This window comes from Bradyrhizobium sp. USDA 4503, assembly GCF_054055815.1.
In genome coordinates, this window is sequence record NZ_JBSRXS010000001.1 from 1,739,272 (window position 1) to 1,755,930 (window position 16,659).

General features: G+C 62.2%; 26 protein-coding genes and 1 pseudogene. 24 read left to right on the forward strand and 3 right to left on the reverse strand.

Features of this window, described 5'->3' with window-relative positions:
• Nucleotides 1–63: 63 nt before the first annotated feature.
• From ACVMIH_RS08385 to ACVMIH_RS08495, 23 genes are all read left to right on the forward strand, one after another.
• Nucleotides 64–300, forward strand: coding sequence for a hypothetical protein (locus ACVMIH_RS08385; RefSeq protein ID WP_253640015.1), 237 nt, complete (start codon nucleotides 64–66; stop codon nucleotides 298–300).
• 290 nt (nucleotides 301–590) lie between these two features.
• Nucleotides 591–866 (forward strand): hypothetical protein, encoded by a 276-nt coding sequence (locus ACVMIH_RS08390; protein WP_456861283.1) that lies wholly within the window; start codon nucleotides 591–593, stop codon nucleotides 864–866.
• 211 nt (nucleotides 867–1,077) lie between these two features.
• A complete protein-coding gene (locus ACVMIH_RS08395) occupies nucleotides 1,078–1,374 on the forward strand; it encodes a hypothetical protein (RefSeq protein ID WP_456861285.1) in 297 nt (98 codons plus the stop codon).
• A gap of 92 nt (nucleotides 1,375–1,466) precedes the next feature.
• Complete coding sequence (locus ACVMIH_RS08400) at nucleotides 1,467–1,709, forward strand: hypothetical protein (RefSeq protein WP_456861287.1); 243 nt, start codon at nucleotides 1,467–1,469, stop codon at nucleotides 1,707–1,709.
• Between the two features lie 37 nt (nucleotides 1,710–1,746).
• Complete coding sequence (locus ACVMIH_RS08405; RefSeq protein ID WP_456861289.1) at nucleotides 1,747–2,127, forward strand: hypothetical protein; 381 nt, start codon at nucleotides 1,747–1,749, stop codon at nucleotides 2,125–2,127.
• Complete coding sequence (locus ACVMIH_RS08410) at nucleotides 2,124–2,453, forward strand: hypothetical protein (RefSeq protein ID WP_456861291.1); 330 nt, start codon at nucleotides 2,124–2,126, stop codon at nucleotides 2,451–2,453. The genes ACVMIH_RS08405 and ACVMIH_RS08410 overlap by 4 nt, the downstream gene beginning before the upstream one ends.
• Nucleotides 2,454–2,466: 13 nt before the next feature.
• The gene (locus tag ACVMIH_RS08415) at nucleotides 2,467–2,805 is read left to right on the forward strand and encodes a hypothetical protein (RefSeq protein ID WP_456861293.1); all 339 of its coding nucleotides are present in this window, start codon (nucleotides 2,467–2,469) and stop codon (nucleotides 2,803–2,805) included.
• Between the two features lie 57 nt (nucleotides 2,806–2,862).
• Nucleotides 2,863–3,054 (forward strand): hypothetical protein, encoded by a 192-nt coding sequence (locus ACVMIH_RS08420; RefSeq protein WP_456861295.1) that lies wholly within the window; start codon nucleotides 2,863–2,865, stop codon nucleotides 3,052–3,054.
• A gap of 6 nt (nucleotides 3,055–3,060) precedes the next feature.
• A complete protein-coding gene (locus ACVMIH_RS08425; protein ID WP_456861296.1) occupies nucleotides 3,061–3,360 on the forward strand; it encodes a hypothetical protein in 300 nt (99 codons plus the stop codon).
• A gap of 62 nt (nucleotides 3,361–3,422) precedes the next feature.
• Nucleotides 3,423–4,523 (forward strand): hypothetical protein, encoded by a 1,101-nt coding sequence (locus ACVMIH_RS08430; RefSeq protein ID WP_456861298.1) that lies wholly within the window; start codon nucleotides 3,423–3,425, stop codon nucleotides 4,521–4,523.
• 15 nt (nucleotides 4,524–4,538) lie between these two features.
• Nucleotides 4,539–4,736: a hypothetical protein gene (locus ACVMIH_RS08435; protein ID WP_456861300.1), complete on the forward strand. Its 198-nt coding sequence runs from the start codon at nucleotides 4,539–4,541 to the stop codon at nucleotides 4,734–4,736.
• A 68-nt stretch (nucleotides 4,737–4,804) separates the two neighbouring features.
• Entirely contained in the window at nucleotides 4,805–5,218 is a 414-nt protein-coding gene (locus ACVMIH_RS08440; protein WP_456861302.1) for an ArdC-like ssDNA-binding domain-containing protein, read from the forward strand.
• Nucleotides 5,219–5,383: 165 nt separating this feature from the next.
• A complete protein-coding gene (locus tag ACVMIH_RS08445; protein ID WP_456861304.1) occupies nucleotides 5,384–5,572 on the forward strand; it encodes a hypothetical protein in 189 nt (62 codons plus the stop codon).
• A 47-nt stretch (nucleotides 5,573–5,619) separates the two neighbouring features.
• On the forward strand, nucleotides 5,620–6,024 hold the full coding sequence (locus ACVMIH_RS08450) for a hypothetical protein (protein WP_456861306.1): 405 nt from the start codon (nucleotides 5,620–5,622) through the stop codon (nucleotides 6,022–6,024).
• A 59-nt stretch (nucleotides 6,025–6,083) separates the two neighbouring features.
• Nucleotides 6,084–6,599: a hypothetical protein gene (locus ACVMIH_RS08455; protein WP_456861308.1), complete on the forward strand. Its 516-nt coding sequence runs from the start codon at nucleotides 6,084–6,086 to the stop codon at nucleotides 6,597–6,599.
• Between the two features lie 25 nt (nucleotides 6,600–6,624).
• Entirely contained in the window at nucleotides 6,625–7,878 is a 1,254-nt protein-coding gene (locus tag ACVMIH_RS08460) for a hypothetical protein (protein WP_456861310.1), read from the forward strand.
• 131 nt (nucleotides 7,879–8,009) lie between these two features.
• Nucleotides 8,010–10,370: a DUF3560 domain-containing protein gene (locus ACVMIH_RS08465; RefSeq protein WP_456861312.1), complete on the forward strand. Its 2,361-nt coding sequence runs from the start codon at nucleotides 8,010–8,012 to the stop codon at nucleotides 10,368–10,370.
• 75 nt (nucleotides 10,371–10,445) lie between these two features.
• Nucleotides 10,446–10,937: a hypothetical protein gene (locus ACVMIH_RS08470; protein WP_456861314.1), complete on the forward strand. Its 492-nt coding sequence runs from the start codon at nucleotides 10,446–10,448 to the stop codon at nucleotides 10,935–10,937.
• 76 nt (nucleotides 10,938–11,013) lie between these two features.
• Complete coding sequence (locus ACVMIH_RS08475; protein ID WP_456861316.1) at nucleotides 11,014–11,385, forward strand: hypothetical protein; 372 nt, start codon at nucleotides 11,014–11,016, stop codon at nucleotides 11,383–11,385.
• Nucleotides 11,373–11,657 (forward strand): hypothetical protein, encoded by a 285-nt coding sequence (locus ACVMIH_RS08480; protein ID WP_456861317.1) that lies wholly within the window; start codon nucleotides 11,373–11,375, stop codon nucleotides 11,655–11,657. The genes ACVMIH_RS08475 and ACVMIH_RS08480 overlap by 13 nt, the downstream gene beginning before the upstream one ends.
• A 205-nt stretch (nucleotides 11,658–11,862) precedes the next feature.
• Nucleotides 11,863–12,228: a hypothetical protein gene (locus ACVMIH_RS08485; RefSeq protein WP_456861319.1), complete on the forward strand. Its 366-nt coding sequence runs from the start codon at nucleotides 11,863–11,865 to the stop codon at nucleotides 12,226–12,228.
• 93 nt (nucleotides 12,229–12,321) lie between these two features.
• A complete protein-coding gene (locus ACVMIH_RS08490) occupies nucleotides 12,322–12,645 on the forward strand; it encodes a hypothetical protein (protein WP_456861321.1) in 324 nt (107 codons plus the stop codon).
• Between the two features lie 4 nt (nucleotides 12,646–12,649).
• On the forward strand, nucleotides 12,650–13,180 hold the full coding sequence (locus ACVMIH_RS08495; protein ID WP_456861323.1) for a hypothetical protein: 531 nt from the start codon (nucleotides 12,650–12,652) through the stop codon (nucleotides 13,178–13,180).
• Here the strand turns inward: ACVMIH_RS08495 and ACVMIH_RS08500 are convergent.
• Together ACVMIH_RS08500 and ACVMIH_RS08505 are read right to left on the reverse strand one after the other, a co-directional pair.
• Nucleotides 13,177–13,347, reverse strand: a pseudogene (locus ACVMIH_RS08500) (IS5/IS1182 family transposase); the annotation flags it as partial. The gene ACVMIH_RS08495 and the pseudogene ACVMIH_RS08500 overlap by 4 nt on opposite strands.
• Nucleotides 13,348–13,598: 251 nt before the next feature.
• Nucleotides 13,599–14,138, reverse strand: a complete 540-nt coding sequence (locus ACVMIH_RS08505; protein WP_456861325.1) for a MaoC/PaaZ C-terminal domain-containing protein — start codon at nucleotides 14,136–14,138, stop codon at nucleotides 13,599–13,601.
• A 153-nt stretch (nucleotides 14,139–14,291) separates the two neighbouring features.
• On the opposite strand from ACVMIH_RS08505, the gene ACVMIH_RS08510 reads away from it, so the two are divergent.
• A complete protein-coding gene (locus tag ACVMIH_RS08510; RefSeq protein WP_456861327.1) occupies nucleotides 14,292–15,857 on the forward strand; it encodes a winged helix-turn-helix domain-containing tetratricopeptide repeat protein in 1,566 nt (521 codons plus the stop codon).
• 366 nt (nucleotides 15,858–16,223) lie between these two features.
• Here ACVMIH_RS08510 and ACVMIH_RS08515 read toward each other — a convergent pair whose 3' ends face one another.
• Nucleotides 16,224–16,568: an HNH endonuclease gene (locus ACVMIH_RS08515; protein ID WP_456861329.1), complete on the reverse strand. Its 345-nt coding sequence runs from the start codon at nucleotides 16,566–16,568 to the stop codon at nucleotides 16,224–16,226.
• Between the last annotated feature and the right edge of the window lie 91 nt (nucleotides 16,569–16,659).

The window sequence follows — 16,659 nt, forward strand, 5'->3', positions numbered from 1 at the left end:
CGCTTTATAGGCATGTGCGGCGAACGGAACGCGCGATTGTGCGCAAATCAAAAGGCCGCCGACATGGCAAAGACTATCGCCTATCAAGTCACAGTCCGCCGCATTGCTACCGGTTGTGACTTCCATATCCGTCTATTCTCACAGTCCGCCGAGCATGCCAGCAACCGCGCCGTTGATCGCGCGCGCTTCGCTGAACGTATCTCACTGGCCAAATATCAGGAACTGAACGCCAAAGGCATTGCGTGCTTTCGCGTCATTTCTTGCGAAGTGTCCGCCGATCAATCGCGGCCGATTGGTTAGGCCGCGCCATGCTCGCCGCTTTCATTTCCTTTTGCATCGCCAACCCGCCCTTTGCAGGTTTTATGCTTGCAGCGTTCTATACCCTTTGCTGGGCCATCCTAGCTCCCTTTCTGTATGCGCCGGCAACGCCTCGGCGCCGTTCGATCCGGCGCCGCGCGCGCCGTTCCAATTCGCCGCGCCGCTGAACCGGCCGGCCTAACCCGCGCAATTGTGCGCAAATCGAGAGGCTAGACCAATGAGAGAGAATTCCGATTTTATCCTGTTCTGCGCGGCAGCTTTCCTCGGAACGTTTGTCATTTTCGCTTGCTGTATGTGAGGCGCGCGCCATGGCAAAGCCTGATGATTTGACTTCCTACGCCTCGGCCGGATACGCCGCGCCGGATTCCAAAAACCCGCACCTCTGGAGTAGCGCAACACACATTGCATTCCGCCTCGGCCAATGGTTTCACCAAACCGGCCGGCCGGCGCCGCGCAATGTCCGCATGTCGCGCGGCCTTTCGATCCGCGCGAACGATATGCTGATACGCTGGAACGCCGAAACCGGCGCATGCGAGCGGATCAACTAACGCGATTTGCAGCCTATGCCGTGCACGTCACGGCATAACCGGCAAACCGCCGAAACCGCGCAATTGTGCGCAAACCGAAAAGGACATAGGCAAATGAAGTATCGCAAGCATGATTCCGACCGCCGGCCGAGCGACAAGCGGACTCGCCGCGCCGCGGTGCGCGAGGGCAAGCGCGCGTTTCTGAATTCTTGCCTCTAAGGGAGCTAGGACAATGCCTGCAGTCACACTAGACGGCGCCGTCTATTTCAATTGCTGTACGGATTACTCGGCGCCGGATTGGTCCGCCTTTCGTTCGCTGGAAATTGGCGGTTGCAGTGTCCGGCATGATCCGGACACGGGCGAAAGCTATGTGACCGGAAACCGCGCGCCGGACGATTCCGCCTTTTGGACTGTATACGCTCGCGAGCATGACGGTTGCGCGCTCGCGATTACCGATTGCGGAATCCAAACGGAAACACACGCGATTGCCGAAACGCTATCCCGGCTTTCCGGCCTTCCCCTGATTTGACGTTGCGACACTGCGCAGCATGTCTGCGCAGCACGGAACGCCAAAGCGGACCAACGCGCGATTGTGCGCAAACACGAAAAGGACAACGGCCAATGGCTTGGAAACTGGAATTGCTCGAAACCCGCCGCGGTTGCCAAATGCTCGAAACAACGCCGCGGTATGACGTCATGCTGAACGGCGCGCGGACTGGCCAGCTGCATTTCAACACGCGCGGATATATCGGTTATCTGCCGACTCCGACCGGCGGACAACTCGATATCGGAGAAAAGGGAATCGCGGCGTTTCGGCGCGAGGTTTCCGCGCTCAACCGTGAAGCCAAATCCCTAGCGAACTAACCCGCGCGATTGTGCGCAAAGCAAAAGGCTAACGCCGATGAAAACTCATCTTTTCGTTTCGGACTCTGATGGCGGCTTGTATGACACGCGCCGGCCGGATTGGCACAAGGCCGCGCCGTTGCGCGCAGTCTACCGGCGCCATTTCCGCGCGATCCGCACCGCGGCCGAGTTTAAGGCTACCTTGCGCGCTGGCGCGTATGCCTGGCCCGGCGGATATCCGCTTGCCTTCCTCACAACGGACGGCGCCGCGCTTTGCTTTGATTGCGCGCGCTCCGAACGGCGCAATGTCTTTTGGTCCATCGCCAATCGCTGCAATGATGGCTGGCGCGTCATGGCATGCGACATGATCGATAGCGACGATTCCGAGGAAACGACTTGCGACCATTGCAGCAAGGAAATCGGGAGCGCGCGCCAATGAACCGCGATGCATTCCGCCGCACTCTTTCCGCCCTACGCGCCGAGGCGCGAGGCCGGCGCCATCGTGTCGCGACATTCTGGATTGTTTGCAACGGAACGGAATTCACGGCGCGTGCAGAACGCGCCGCGGGACCGGTTGCCTTGCGCACTTCCCGGCTTTCCCATAGACCGCGCCGCGCTCTTGCGGCCGAGGCCTTGCATTGGGCGGCTTACTATCGGCGCGCCGCGAAAAACTCGCCTATCGCCCGCGCTCGCAATCTGGAGGCCGCGCGCGAATGCATCGCAGAGGCCGCGGCCTATCATTCCGTCTTTAACCGCCTTCCGTGAGAGAAAACGCACCATGAAAACAGCGCGCTTTTGGCACTATCACAAATCCGGCCTTGTCCGTATCGCGTTGCGGACTGGCCAAACGTTGCACCATTCGCACGGCGCCAGAACAGACGAGGGATGGACGCGCGAGTCCAATATCTTTTCTTTCGACGGGCAAACCGTGACTAACGAATGGTGCGACGATGGCGCGGATTGCGATGGACGCCTAACCCGCAATGGCGTTTGCAGCTGCGCGGCCGATAGGCTTTCCGCGGGTTACCATGACGTTGAAAACGGTGCGCGGTTTCCGGACTGGCAAGCCGCCGCAAGCATACAACGCGACTATTCCGCCGAGGCTGCAGGCTACTAGGCCGGCGCCGTCGAATTCAAACGCGCGATTGTGCGCAAATCGAAAGGACAGACAGACATGGCACGATATGGCGGCGATCCGCGATGGATCATTACCAAATATCCGGCCAATGACCGGAACGGGCATTTTATCCCGGTAGGAACGCGCGCGTTCTATTATCCGGTTTCCAAACGCATGTTGACCGGCGCCGAGGCTGAACAGGCAAGCCGCGACTTTGAGGCCGCACGTTTTGACGAAAGCATGGGGTAAAGCGCAATGGATTTTGCAGCATTCCAAGCCGCCGCGGCCGAGTTGGATATTCGGATGAAAGAGGCCGGCGCGCGCCTCGGCGCCGTGACAGAAAGCCTTGCGGCCGAGATGGGGATTCCGGCGCGAGGTCCGATGGGGTTGACTCCGGACCGCATTAAGTTTGATCCGCGATACCGGCTTGCGAAGGCCGCGGCCGATATCGCCTTTGCGGAACTACGGGCATTCAATGGCCGGTATGCGCCCCGCTTCAAGAAAGAGATACGCGCCGCGATTGACGCGCGGCGCCGTGCGAAGTGCACCGCTTAACCTGGCCTCGCCTTCCCTCACTATTCCCGCGCGATTGTGCGCAACAGAAAGGACAATGGACCATGCAACAGATTGATTTGATCGCGGCAAAGGCTGCCAAGGCAACGGAACGGCGCGCGCTCGCAATTCTCGCCTATGACAACGCGAAACAGGATCCTGACGGCGCGAACTGGCAAGGGATTGCCGATTTGTTGCGCCTCTCCCTTCCCTCGGCGAAAGCCAAGGCCGCGGCGGCCGAGACTGGCGCCGACAACGGCGCGCCGTGGTCAGACTATGATATCCCGGCAAGTGCAACCAAACGTCTAGGCAAATCGCCTATTATCGTTGTCACGTTCTTTTGCGGCGCCGTGGTGCGCGCGCCGGCGGTTTCACTTCCTGGCAAGCCGGTAAACATCGGCCGCGGCTTGCGTGTTGCCTTTGCCTTCTACCGCGCGCGGATTGCCCGGGAATTCGGCAAGGCCTCGGCCATTGGTTCCGATTGCGTGAACGTTCCGGCCATCGTTTCCGCCGTCTGTGACGCTACCGGCGCCGAGTATGGCGCCGACGAATGCAACGCCAAAACCGCCGAATTCCGCCGCGGCGGTTTCGATCATGTCGCGCTTTCCGCCGAGGCCTCGGCCTTGCCGGAAAAGGCCGAGGCCGGCGAGTTGACGCGCGCCGACTTCTACCGCGCGCAGTATCTCATTGCCTCGGCCGAGGCCGAGATTCTGGCCGGCGCCAATGAGGATCGCGCGGCCGAGTTGGGCGCGCAGATTAACGACTATCGCGCGCGCCTCGGCGGCTTGTCATGGCTGGAGATTGAAGCGCGGCGCCGCGCTGCGATCCGTGAGGCCAAAGCCGCCGCAAAGGCCGAGGCCGAGGCTATGGCCGAGGCCGGCCGGCGCGCCGAGCAAGAGGCCGAGGCGCGCGCAGCTGCAGCCAAGGCAGAGGCCGAGGCGCCGCGGTTGCGGCTTGTCGCAGACAATCCCGCCAGCGTCGAAACCGCCGCGGCGCCATCCCTCCCGGATACGGCCAATTCCCTCCCGGTTGCGCCCGCGCCCAAATCGGCCGCGCCTCTCCCGGTTGCGCCTTCCCGCGCCGCGCGCTTCCTGGCCTCGTCATCGCTCGGCGCGCCTCGTCATTCCCTCCCGGTTGCGCCTTTCTGCGCGATCCGCTCGGCCTAATCGGAGGCGCCAGCAATGCACGCCTATGGTTTCGATATCCTACCGGACGGGGCACAGTTTCGCCTTGTTGACCGCGCCGAGTTCAACAATTGGGGCGAGTTAACGCCGCGGTTTGATACCGCGGCCGAGGCCGAGGAGTACGCGCGCCGTTGCGAGGAATTCAAGCGCGGCAAGCGCTCAACCGTCGAATTGCGCGCTTGGGAACTGAACTAGGCCGCGGCGCGCCTCGGCCTCTCGAATTTACACGCGCGATTGTGCGCAAACAGAAAGGAAAACAGACAATGCGGAAATCGAATCCCAACAAAGAAAAGGCCGCGCAGCTGGCGCGCCAAATTGCCAACATGACAGACGAGCAAAAGGCGCTTTGGCTGCAGCGCACGCCGATCCTCACCGCGGACGCGCGGCCGATATCCAGCAAAAATCACATGCTGGCGGCGATGCAGTGCGAAGGCGCAACCATGCTCGGCGGCTTCAATCAATGGCTTGCCGCCGGCCGCGCGGTGCGGAAAGGCGAGTCCGCAATCTATATCTTTGCCCCGTCCGGCCGGCGCGCGGCGGCCGAAACTTCGGCGGCGCCGAGCGCGGACGGCGCCGCGGCCGAGGCCGTGGCGGAGTCGGTGCGGTTTATTCTGGTGCCAGTTTTCGACGTTTCGCAAACCGAGGAAAAGCCGGCCGAGCAAGCCGCCGCAGCCTAGTCCCGGCTGCGGCCGATTTCCCCAATCCCTCGGCTACGGCCGATTTCCCGCGCGATTGTGCGCAGACCAAAAGGAGCTAACGACATGCCGAAACTTATTCTTGATTGCCACCCCGCAACCGTCCAAGGCGATTGCATCTTGACGTCTATCATGCAAGCCGGCCCGGTGGCGCGCCTCGTCGTCGATATCGCGCGCGCGGCCGACGCCGAGCGGGAGTTTGCGGCCTACTGCAAGAGCATTGAGGAAACCGGCCAGCCGGCGAGCGCGTCAATGCGGATCGCGCGCGGCGATCGCTCCCCGCCCGGCTTCAAGAAGTTGAAGGGCGCCGCCGGCTCGCAAAGCGTGAATTGCTGAACCTCCCGGCGCCGGCCGATTTCCCAACTCAGAACAAAGGAACCGCCATGCATCTTTCGTTGTCCCGCTCGCCGCTCGCCCTCCTCGTTAACGAGGCTTCAAGGTATCGCTGGCGCCTCCGGCGCGCGCTGCAGCGCTACGTCGTAGCCTGGCGCTACGCCCGCCAGCGCTCAACCCGTGAGGATGGCTTGTCGCTGCTTTATGACGCCGAGCACATCACCGGGATTTACGGCCTCATTTGCTTCTCGGAGTCGTCGGTACTGGATCGCGCGCGCGACCTCTACGGCGACGTTCCCGGGCTTGCGCGATGGGCCGCCGACGCCTGCGCGCGCGTCAATTCGAAACATGACGGTGACAGCGAAGCGACCGGCGCGGCCGAGGATTGGGCGATTAACCTGGTTGTGGAGTACGCCGCCGACGATGGCGTGACGCTGCAAGAGATTGAGCTCTAGCCCCGGCGCCGCTCGATTTTTCAACATGCGCGATTGTGCGCAATGCGAAAGGAAACGATATGCACGCCCTGACTTGCCTTCATACCTGCGGCCATCTTTACCAGCCCGGCGGCTTTGGCGAACTGGAATTTGACCCCGCTCAGTGTCTCACGGCGGAAACCATCGTTGAAACCCGGAAACTGCCTGGTTTCGTCGAAGACAATACAACGTATGAATCTCATACGTTTTGGGTGCACTTCGCCCGGTTCACGCGCACCATGGAGCGCGAAAGCGAACGGGACTCTTCCGTCCTTATTCGCGTCCATCATGGCGGCGGTTGGGAAGTGTGGCGCGGTGACTGGATGCTGGCGCGCGCGCTCCGCCGCTATGGCGACAATGACCGCGGCCTCTTCCTGCTTTGCTGGTATCTGCGCGACTCCACCCGCGCCGCTCGCGACGCCGGCCGCACCGAAACCGCGGCCGAGTACCGCCGGGCATTCGTTGAAGGCCGCCTGAAAAAGCGGAAGTTGCCGAACCGCGGAGAGTGCAAGGTTTGGATTGATCCGGCGCCGACGCCCGCACAAACCGCAACCTGACTCCCGGCTACGGCCGATTTCTGCCGTGGATGGCATGCACCCCCGGCGCCGCTTGATTCCCCATCTGCGCGATAGTGCGCAAAGCAACAGGAGACCAAAACCAATGCAAGCATTTGCCCCGAACGGTAGCGAGATTGTCGGAACGGCTGACCTAATCCCCGGCAATGCCTGGTGCGAAGTTCTCGGCCGCAAGCCTGATGGATCGCTCGAATTCGAATATTGCGACGAGACTAAGGTTTGCTGGGATGGCCAGCACACGACAAAGGACGAGCGCGGGAAACTGCTTTTCGTGGCGCGTGACGGCACGGAATGGCCGGAGGACTCCATCCATCTGGAAGGCGAGGAACCGCGCGCGCTTCCCTCGCCGGCCTCGGCGCCTTCGCTGGTGGCTTCCCTCGGCGCCTTTGCCGAAATGCCGGATGATCCGGAGCGCGCGCCGGAGGATATGACCGGCATGCGGATTTCATTTGCGCAGCTGCGCGCGATCAAGGCCGCTATTGCCGGCGCGGCGATGCCCGCGGCGCTGACCGTCCTGCAGGCTATCCGCGACGACAACCCGGAATTTGAAACCGGCGCGATGGTCGATCATGCCGACGTGACGGCGCGCCTGGCGCGGCGCTGGCCGGCGATCCGGGCGGCGCTCGAAGCCTCCTCGGTTGCGCCTCGGCTGCATGTTGCCGTGATCATGGAAGGAGGCCTTTGCCAAACCGTGGTTTCTGACAACCCGGCTTTGATCGGCCTCGCGTATGACGTCATCGACTACGACACGGAAGGCGCCGACGAGACCGGCGAAGTTATGCAGGAGAACGGCAGTTTCGCCGACGCCTGCATTTCGGGCGGTATCATCGAGGCCGCAACGGTCCGTGTGGTCACGGATGAGGATTACGAAAATGCCGTGATTGCCGCCGGCTGGAAGCATGGCGGCGACTTTGGCGGCTTCTGGTTCGATGGAAACCGGTTCGAGTCCTGGAAGGCCGCGGCAAGCGCGGATGACGGCGCGACATATGAGACCGCGCGCGAGGTCTGCGACGGTGAAAGCATCCACCCGTTTCCGGAGGTGATCATAGGCCAAGACGAGCGCGCGCGCGCCGAGGGCTGGGGCCTGTTCGAGAACAGCGACACCGGCGCGCTTGAGATACAGGCCGACGTGGAGTCATCCATCTTTGTTCGCGGTGGCGTCAGCTACGACGACGAGGCCGAGGCATTCGTAAAGGCCAAGGCCGCCGAGGGCAGCGAGTACCACGCCGCGGCGCTGGCCCGCGTCGGCACCGCGGCATAGTCCCGGCTACGATCGATTTTGCACCCCCGAGCTACGGCCGATTTTGCGCAACACCGCTTGACAGGTTCGGCCGACACAAATTAGAGAAGCACCCCCGCGCGATTGTGCGCAAATCGGAAGGACAGAAACACATGCAGCATTCCGCCACCTATTCGCCCGATGATAACAAGCTGCGCCTTTATCCGGCGCACCGCCTGGACGCCGAGGAGTACGCGCGCGTGAAGGCCGCCGGCTTCAAGTGGGCGCCGCGCCAAGAACTGTTCGTCAAACCGTCCTGGAGCCCAAGCGCCGAAGATTTGCTGATTGAGATGTGTGGCGAGATCGGCGACGAGGACAAGAGCCTGGTAGAGCGCGCCGAGGATCGCGCCGACCGCTTCGACGAGTACAGCGACAAGCGGCTTTCAGAAGCCAACCGCGCGCGCGAGGCCGTGGACCAGATCGCGGAACGGTTCGCGATGGGGCAGCCGATCTTGGTCGGCCATCATTCGGAGAAGAGCGCCCGCAGGGACAAAGAGCGCATGGATTCCGGCATGCGCAAGGCTCTCAAACTCTGGGACACCTCGAAATATTGGACGGCGCGCGCGGCCGGCGCCATCGCTCACGCGAAATACAAGGAACTGCCGGCGGTGCGTCATCGCCGCATCAAGGGCATTGAGTCCGATAAGCGGAAGCTGGAACGCCAGCAAGCAGAAACCGAAAGGCAGCTGAAGGCCTGGCAGATCGTCGCCGGCATCACCGACCTGGAGAAGCAGCGCGCGGCCGGTCTGACCGTGGCCAACAGCAGCGGTTATTGGTCGATGTCGTTTCCGCTGGCTGACTATCCGCGCGATCCGCCCTCCTCGCAGTATGAGGGACCGATGGGCCTTTGGTCCGCAATTGACGGGAACGTCATCACCGCCGCGCAGGCCGCCGCTATCGCGATTCCGAGCCTGCAGCGTTCCGGGCCTTGGCGAGACCGTTGGGTTGCGCACTATGACAACCGGCTGGCCTATGAACGCGCGATGTTGGCCGAGCAGATCGGCACCGAGGCGACCGCTAACCCGCTGGCCGACCGCTTCGCCTTCGCCGTGGGCGGTGAGGTGCAGACACGTCGCAGCGATGAATGGGTTACGGTGTTGAAGGTCAACCGCGGCGCTAACGGCTCAGTTTCCAGCATGACGACGACCACGCCGGCCGGATCGCGCGGCAAGCAAGCGCATTGGAAGGTGGAGAGCATCCGCGATTATCGCGCGCCGAGCGCCGAGAACGTCGCCGCAGCGAAGGCCGCAACCAAGCTGCCGCCGCTCTGCAACTATCCCGGCGAAGGATTCCGCGAGATGACGGAGGCGGAATGGAAAGGCCGCCGGCAATGGTCGGATTTCTCCTATGTGCGCGGGATCGAAGCGACCGAGACCGCCCAGAAGCACCGCGCGCGGTTCATGCCGGTACCGGGCAAGATGTGGGAGCGCCAGCAAGTTTTCATTACGGATGCAAAGCGCGTCGATCCGCCCAAGATCGCGTCGGCCGCCGAGCCGCAAGCGCCGGCCGATTTCGTGGCCGAGTATGTGGCGCCGCCCGCGGTCGATCTTGACGCCATGCTGGCAACGGCTGGCGAGATCACCGGCGCGTCGGTCGAGATCGTGGCCCAGGATGAGCCCGGGGCCGTGCCGGCGCTGGTCCCGGTTGCGCCCGCGGAGGAGCCGCTGCGTCTCGGCGATGCCAAGGCGGAGGCCGTGCGCGTCGGCGCCGAGATCATCACCGGACTCGGCCAATTCCGTGTTGGCCTCGGCGGACACGTCACCGACTGGTGCGACGACGAGGCTACAGCCTGGCGGCAGTTCTGCCAGCTGGCCGGCCTGCCGTTCGAGGCCGAGGCGGTGCCGGCAGACCTGCGCCCGCGCGTTCTCGCTCCGGTCCCGGATACGGCCGATTTGCCGGAGCCAACCGCCGCGGACAGCTTCGAGGCAATGCGGGCCATGCTGAAAGGCGGCGGCGTTCAAGTAGTCGTCGCGCCTCAACTCTTCCCGACGTCGGACGAACTCGCCGCGGACGTCGCCGAGGCCGCCCACATCCGGCCCGGGCAGCGCATCTTGGAGCCGAGCGCAGGAACCGGCGCGCTTATCGAGGCCGCGCGCAACTGTGCCGATGGTCTCCAGGTGGTGGCGGTCGAGATCAATACCAAACTGTGCCAAGCGCTGGCCGACCGCTTCAGCGGGCTGACCGTCATTAATGCGGACTTTCTCGACATGGCCGGCGCAACGGACAAGTTTGACCGCATCATCATGAATCCGCCATTCGAGCGCGGCGCCGATATCAAGCACATTGAGAACGCGCGGCGCTTCCTGAAACCTGACGGCCGACTGGTCGCCATCTGTGCCGACGGCCCGCGCCAGCGCGCGAAGCTCGAACCGATCGCGGTGGAGTATCGCGCCCTGCCTGCAGGATCCTTCAAAGCTGCGGGCACCATGGTCAACACGGCGCTGGTCGTTATCGACGGGCCGCCGCCGGGATAGTACCCGGCCGCGCCCTCCCGCTTACGGCCGATTTTCCAACCCTCCCGGCTACGATTGATTTTGAAAGGAACAACCATGCCCGACGTCTTCGAATACACCTCGGAAGAACGGATGTTGCTCGCGCGCCTGGCTCAAGGCCGCCAGACTGACCGCGACTGCATCCCTGATCGCGTGCTCGTCCACCGAGGCTTGGCGCGCCGCGTCGATCCCGGAGAAATCGAGATCACCCCGGCCGGCCGCGACGAGCTTGCACGGATTGACCCAGATGCGGCCTTCTCCGGCCCCGTCGAAGGCGCCCGCGCCGGCGTCCTCGAGGCACTGGGCGGCGCGCTCGCAACACCGCCAGCCTCGACGCCGGAACGCCAACTGACCGACGACGAGAAGGCCTTAATCGCCCGCATGGCGCCGCACGTCATGGCCGGCAAGACGATGGAGGAAGCCGCGGCGGCGGTCATCCAGGACGATGAACGGCTTTGGCTGACCGCTATGGAGGACTCTGACGTCGGCCGCGCGATCCGCGACGAGCTCGCCGACAAGGTCTATGCCGCCGCGCGATCCGCGACATAGAGACGGCTGCCTATCCCGCTTACGACCGATTTCCCAATCCCCCCTCGGCTGCGGCCGATTTGAAAGGAGAACTACCATGCTCGTCACCGTCAAGGCCGGCGCCAAAGTGGACGGCCACAAGTTCACCGAGGACTCCAATCAAAACTTGTCGCCAGAGATTGCGAGCAAGCTTCTCTCCGATGGACGCGCCAAACCGGTGGAGTTCGACGCCGAAGGAATTTGCCGGATCAACACACGTTACGATGCATTCAAGAACGAACATGGAGCGATCGAGCTGCAAAGCGGCGGAGATTGCCTAGCCGCGCTACCCGGTGACTTTCCGCTGGAGCACCTGCCGGCGGTGCTGGCCGTGTACCAGACCGGGCATGCCCATGGTCGCGACGCTGGCCGGATCAAGCTTCAATACGAGCTTCTGAACCTGCTTGGAGCCGAGCCGTGCAAGATATGAAACGAGAGAAGTCCGTCACCGCGGCCGGCTACAAGATCGCCACCCGCGCCGCTTTCGACGCCGCAACCGACGTCCCCGCCGGAGTCCGCCTGGTGGCCGAGCGCATCTTCAAGCGCTGGGGCGGCGACTTCGTGGTGTACGATCCTGCCGGTGGCGATGACGGTTGGCTGCTGATTGACGATGACCGAGAGCAGATCATCGGCGAGACGATCGAACACCTCGGACGGCTCAACCCTGAGCCGTCGGCGTCGGCGCAAGGCTCGCTTTTCTGATGACACTGAGGCCCTGGAAAGAGTTGACCCGCGACCAGCGGGCCGAGTCGCCTCGGCGACGCGCGGCGATGGAAGAAGCCCGCCGAGCCTGGAAACAAGCGGGCAGCCGAACTGCTGCGGCGGCTCGAGTCCGGAGAACCCTTGACCCGGGCCGACCTAAAGGAGGCCCGCGCGCTGCTGCGCGCCAAACGAGAAAGGAATCAAGATGAGACAGGTTAGACGCGTGCCCGCCAATTGGCAGCACCCACGTAACTCCGGCGGCCGATATGTCCCGCTGCTCGAGCCCGCCCCGGATGCGCCCGCGCCCGATCCTGCCCGCTACATGCCGGCATGGCCGGCGGCGGAGCGCACGCATTGGCAGCTGTACGAGACCACCAGCGCCGGCACGCCGGTTTCGCCGCCCTGCCCGTCGCCCGAGGCCTTGGCCAAGTGGCTGGCCAACCACGATGTGGAGGCCGCACCAGGCTTCACGGGAACAGAGGCGCAATGGCTCGGCGCCATCAAGCGCGGCGTCATCCCGCCGGTGATGACCGTCGGCAAGCGCCAGGTCAATCCGCTCGACTACACCTGATCGGCCGGGACTCCCGGCTACGATCGATTTTGTGCTACCCCCTCGGCTACGGCCGATTCCGGGCGACTGTGCCCAACCGGAAAGGATCTCGAGATGTCACCTCCCCGATTTGCTCACCGCAAGATCACGAGCGAAGATTTCAAGGCCGAGCTGGCTAAGCAAGGCATGTCGGTGCCGGCGTTCGCGCGCGTCTGGTGCCAGAACCTGTCTACGGTGAAGAAGTGGGCGAACGGCGGGAACGATATCCCGACCTGGGTGCCGATCGCGCTCACCATGATGACTCTGCCGAATGCCCATGGCACCGCTCGCATGGCGGCGGCGATGATGATCGAAGAGGATCGGCTGCATCCAGAGCTCGGGAAATTTCCCTACCAGAAGCTTCGGCAGATGCCGGCGGATTCCGACGTCGAGGAGTGATCTGATGAGCGACAGCACACCAGAAACATGGCCTGAAATTATTGAGATCGTTGAGGCCGAGGCAGAACTGGACAGGATCCAAGCCGAATACGCAGCTAACATTGAGACGGCAAAGCAGCGGCTTCGGACGGCGACAAGCAACCTGTCGACGATATCGTCAAATCCGGACCGCCTGCAAGCGATCGAGTATGCTTATCACAATACGTCCGCGCCCAGAAAACTGTTGGCTCAGGCCTTCTTCGGCGACGAGAAGAAGCTTTGGCATCTGCGCAAGCTGATTTCGCCTTCAACTCGAATATGTGAACGATGCGGCAAGCCGTGGCCGACCGGAAACGACTTTGACGCTAAGCACTTTAAATGCACGCCGTGCTGGGCCGCCACGTTCGCCGAAAATGAGGCGCGATGGAATGAACAGGACAGAAAGGTCGCGATCCGCGAGCAGCAACGGCAGGATCGAATTGCGGAACTCAAGGGCCAATCTGGCCTTACATCTGAGCAATTAGAAGAATTGCTCGATTTGCTCAGCTTTTACTAGGGCGCGGACTCATTAGCACGCAGCCAAATTCGGATTGACGCGAGTTTAACGAACGCCAGATAGTTGGCTGCGAGCTTGTCATATCGGGTCGCGACACGCCGACATTGCTTAATCTTGTTGAAGAACCGTTCGATCAAGTTACGCGCGCGATACAGAAACGCGCTGAAGCAGATCGGCAATGCTCTGAATTTACTTCCGCTTTCGGCGACATAGCGGACTTGGCCGGACTTGCTACTGGCTCGACGCGGTCGCGAATGACGCCGCACACGACCCGAAGGCGACCTCGCTCAGCAAAGCGCTTGTGCGGTGTCGCCAAGTTTTGATCGAACGTGTTCAGGAAAAGCGGAGCGCTTGCAAGTTCTGTTCGGCATCTCGGGCGGCCTCGCCCGATGGATATGGCACGGCTGTCAAGCCGTCGTCATGGACCGCCATTCTTGTCAGGGCGGGTCGGAGTGTTCGCGTCAGGTCGCCGCGCAACGAGAATACTGCCGATACACTCCAGCACCAACTCACGCCTTCTATTGCGCAAGAAAACTCGGTTGCGAACGATTCCCCTATCGGATTTGGATTTTGATTCACGCATCTCCAGAACCGTTGCTTCGAGATCGAGCTCATCACCCGGGCGAACCGCGTTTGGCAGTCTCAGCTCATCCCAGGCCATTCCCGCAAGGACATGGAATCGTGGCTGAAGCCGAGTCGTCAGCAAAATGAAAATCGAGAAGGTATGGGCGCTGGACGCCGTAAGCCCCCCAAAAACTGAACGCGCCGCAGCCTCCTCATCGAGGTGGCGGGGCGCCGGATCATACTGCTTAGCGAATTGAATGATTTCGTCTTTTGTAACGAGATAAGGTCCGGCGGTGCGAATGGCGCCGATTTTCGCATCTTCAAAGTACATGGAGGCGCGCCGCGTCGATGCGGCGGTCTGTCCCAGCCCTGTTGCACCATAGGTCGTGCTCATCGCGGCAGCTCCCGGGGTGTGACTTCCACTCCGATCATTCCAAGGCACGGGACGGCGCGCTTGACATTCGGCTTACATTCTCCTCACCGGCAGCTTATTCTTTGCATTCTAAGTGGTGCTAGGGCCGCAAGGCCCTCTGAAGGATTGGCGAGATTGCGCTACCACTTCGAGGAATTCGTACTCGATACTGACCGGCGCGAGCTACATCGCGGGACCGAAATGGTCTCCATTGCCCCACAGGTATTCGACCTGCTCGATTACCTGATCCGCAACAGGGAGCGCGTCGTTAGCAAAGAGGATCTAATCAATGCAGTCTGGAACGGCCGTGTCGTATCCGATGCAGCACTGACGACCCGCCTCAATGTTGCTCGAAACGTCGTTGGCGATTCCGGCGAAGAACAACGTCTTATCAAAACCCTGCCACGAAAGGGCGTTCGTTTCGTTGGCGCGGTGCAAGAAACGAATCGGCCAACTGGTACCGCGGCCCTCTCAGACAGCCACGTGGAATCATCAGAGACCGCGCTCGCCCTCCCGGACAAGCCCTCGATCGCCGTATTGCCGTTCCAGAACATGAGCGGCGATCCCGAGCAGGAGTATTTTGCAGACGGCATGGTTGAGGAGATCACTACGGCGCTTTCGCGGTTCAAATGGTTGTTCGTGATCGCTCGCAATTCGAGTTTCACCTTCAAGGGCAGAGCGATCGACATCAAGGAAGTCGGACGCAGGCTTGGCGTTCGCTATGTCCTTGAGGGGTCTGTGCGCAAGGCGTTGGGGAAAGTTCGCATCGCAGGGCAGTTGATTGATGCGGTGACGGGCGCGCACATCTGGGCGGACAGGTTTGAGCGTGACCTGACCGACGTTTTTGCTCTTCAGGACGAAGTGACGGTCGCCGTTGTCTCAGCCGTTGAGCCAAAGCTGCGTCAAACAGAAATTGCACTGGCGGCGCGGCAGCGACCAGAGAACCTCACCGCCTATGATTTATATCTCCGAGCCATGCAGCAGTACTATTTGTTCACCCGCGAAGGGAAGGCCGAGGCGATCAGGTTAGCGCATCGCGCCTTGGAGCTCGACCCTCGGTTCGGCATTGCCGCGGCCTTGGCAGGTCTCTGTCACGTGCAGAACGTCCAGTTTGGCTATGCTGTCGATCCTCAATACGACCGCAAGGAAGCGGTTCGGCTTATGCGCCTGGCCTTGAGCATCGACGATAGTGATCCAGATACGTTAGCAGTCGCTAGCGTAGTCTCGGCGTTTATGGTCGGCGATAGTGAAAGTGAGATCGAAATGGCTGACCGGGCGGTCGCGCTCAACCCAAATTCAACTCTCGCTTGGAGAGGCAGAGGCTGGGTCTATAGAAATGCGGGGCTGCCCGAGGAAGCGGTCCGCAGCTTTGAACGTGCCATTCGCCTCAGCCCGGTAGATCCGTCGCTACACTTAGCGCTTGTTGGAATGGGGTCAGCCCTTATTGAGCTTGGGCGCTTTGGCGATACCATCGTTGCAGGGAAGAAAGCTCAACGTCAGAGTCCATCCGATCCGGGAGTTTACCGCTGTCTCGCTTCCGCGTTCGCCCATCTCGGACGTGATGCGGAGGCGCGTGAGGCAGCGGCGCGTGTGCTTCAGCTCGATCCCGCCTTTACAATATCGTCGTGGATCGCTCGCGGCGGGCGATGGAACGCGAAGCTGGCGATCGAGGGCCTTCGGAAAGCGGGGTTGCCCGAGTAGCTCTCCAATGCCCACGAGGTGATCGAATGGCGGCACTCTGCTGCTGCGCATGAGTCCGGTTATGGCCCATCGCGTCATTTCGTTGCGCTGCGAAATTTAGACGCTATCGGGGAATTGCGGACTCTAACGAGCCGTCCACTGGAACGATTTATAGGTTCACGGCCTAGCATGTTTTCTTTTGGTCACGCGCCGCTTCCTCGGCCGCGATCGCTTCGCCACCGGCGCCGGCGGCGCGTCCTTCGCGGCGGCTGCGGCATCACGGGCATCAAGCTGGCGCTTCAGCGCCTGATTACGCTCCCAGTTGGCTTCGCGGAAAGCGCGGAGTCCGTCGGCGCGCGTAGTTGGCTCTTTTGACATGCCTCCCTCCTACGATCTCATGCGGTTTGCTCGAGCCTGAATGCCCGACCTGGTGTTGTGCGAGTTGCAGGCGCAGCGCCCGTTGGTCAGATCCAGCGCCAGTTCCGGATTGTCGCGGATATCCCTGATGTGGTCGGCGTACATCTGGTGACCGTTGGCGCGGCTGCGCTCGCAGCGGAGGCCGTTCTCGACATACTCGCAACGCCAGCCGGCGCGCCGCTTCACCTTCTCGGCCCAGTCCTTGTGCTCGGCGGTCTGGTAGTGAGGATCCGCGCGCTTCGGCAGGATTGTCGCCTTCCGGGTGTCCAGCGTCTGGATGCGCGAGCCGAGGCTCGGAATGCGAGCTCGAGTCACCGCCCACCCTTTTTCTCATTGCGCCTCGGGCCGAACATCTTCCGGCCCATCGAGCGAAGCATCTCGCGCTGGTCCCACGTCATCTGGTCGC

Bases quoted from the DNA above. Each gene is read 5' to 3' on its own strand.
- ACVMIH_RS08425 (WP_456861296.1), top strand. From the start codon at position 3,061: ATGGATTTTGCAGCATTCCAAGCCGCCGCGGCCGAGTTGGATATTCGG.
- ACVMIH_RS08455 (WP_456861308.1), top strand. From the start codon at position 6,084: ATGCACGCCCTGACTTGCCTTCATACCTGCGGCCATCTTTACCAGCCC.
- ACVMIH_RS08430 (WP_456861298.1), top strand. From the start codon at position 3,423: ATGCAACAGATTGATTTGATCGCGGCAAAGGCTGCCAAGGCAACGGAA.
- ACVMIH_RS08415 (WP_456861293.1), top strand. From the start codon at position 2,467: ATGAAAACAGCGCGCTTTTGGCACTATCACAAATCCGGCCTTGTCCGT.
- ACVMIH_RS08400 (WP_456861287.1), top strand. From the start codon at position 1,467: ATGGCTTGGAAACTGGAATTGCTCGAAACCCGCCGCGGTTGCCAAATG.
- ACVMIH_RS08485 (WP_456861319.1), top strand. From the start codon at position 11,863: ATGAGACAGGTTAGACGCGTGCCCGCCAATTGGCAGCACCCACGTAAC.
- ACVMIH_RS08450 (WP_456861306.1), top strand. From the start codon at position 5,620: ATGCATCTTTCGTTGTCCCGCTCGCCGCTCGCCCTCCTCGTTAACGAG.
- ACVMIH_RS08440 (WP_456861302.1), top strand. From the start codon at position 4,805: ATGCGGAAATCGAATCCCAACAAAGAAAAGGCCGCGCAGCTGGCGCGC.
- ACVMIH_RS08385 (WP_253640015.1), top strand. From the start codon at position 64: ATGGCAAAGACTATCGCCTATCAAGTCACAGTCCGCCGCATTGCTACC.
- ACVMIH_RS08465 (WP_456861312.1), top strand. From the start codon at position 8,010: ATGCAGCATTCCGCCACCTATTCGCCCGATGATAACAAGCTGCGCCTT.
- ACVMIH_RS08470 (WP_456861314.1), top strand. From the start codon at position 10,446: ATGCCCGACGTCTTCGAATACACCTCGGAAGAACGGATGTTGCTCGCG.
- ACVMIH_RS08420 (WP_456861295.1), top strand. From the start codon at position 2,863: ATGGCACGATATGGCGGCGATCCGCGATGGATCATTACCAAATATCCG.
- ACVMIH_RS08395 (WP_456861285.1), top strand. From the start codon at position 1,078: ATGCCTGCAGTCACACTAGACGGCGCCGTCTATTTCAATTGCTGTACG.
- ACVMIH_RS08475 (WP_456861316.1), top strand. From the start codon at position 11,014: ATGCTCGTCACCGTCAAGGCCGGCGCCAAAGTGGACGGCCACAAGTTC.
- ACVMIH_RS08505 (WP_456861325.1), bottom strand. From the start codon at position 14,138: ATGAGCACGACCTATGGTGCAACAGGGCTGGGACAGACCGCCGCATCG.
- ACVMIH_RS08495 (WP_456861323.1), top strand. From the start codon at position 12,650: ATGAGCGACAGCACACCAGAAACATGGCCTGAAATTATTGAGATCGTT.
- ACVMIH_RS08410 (WP_456861291.1), top strand. From the start codon at position 2,124: ATGAACCGCGATGCATTCCGCCGCACTCTTTCCGCCCTACGCGCCGAG.
- ACVMIH_RS08405 (WP_456861289.1), top strand. From the start codon at position 1,747: ATGAAAACTCATCTTTTCGTTTCGGACTCTGATGGCGGCTTGTATGAC.
- ACVMIH_RS08435 (WP_456861300.1), top strand. From the start codon at position 4,539: ATGCACGCCTATGGTTTCGATATCCTACCGGACGGGGCACAGTTTCGC.
- ACVMIH_RS08490 (WP_456861321.1), top strand. From the start codon at position 12,322: ATGTCACCTCCCCGATTTGCTCACCGCAAGATCACGAGCGAAGATTTC.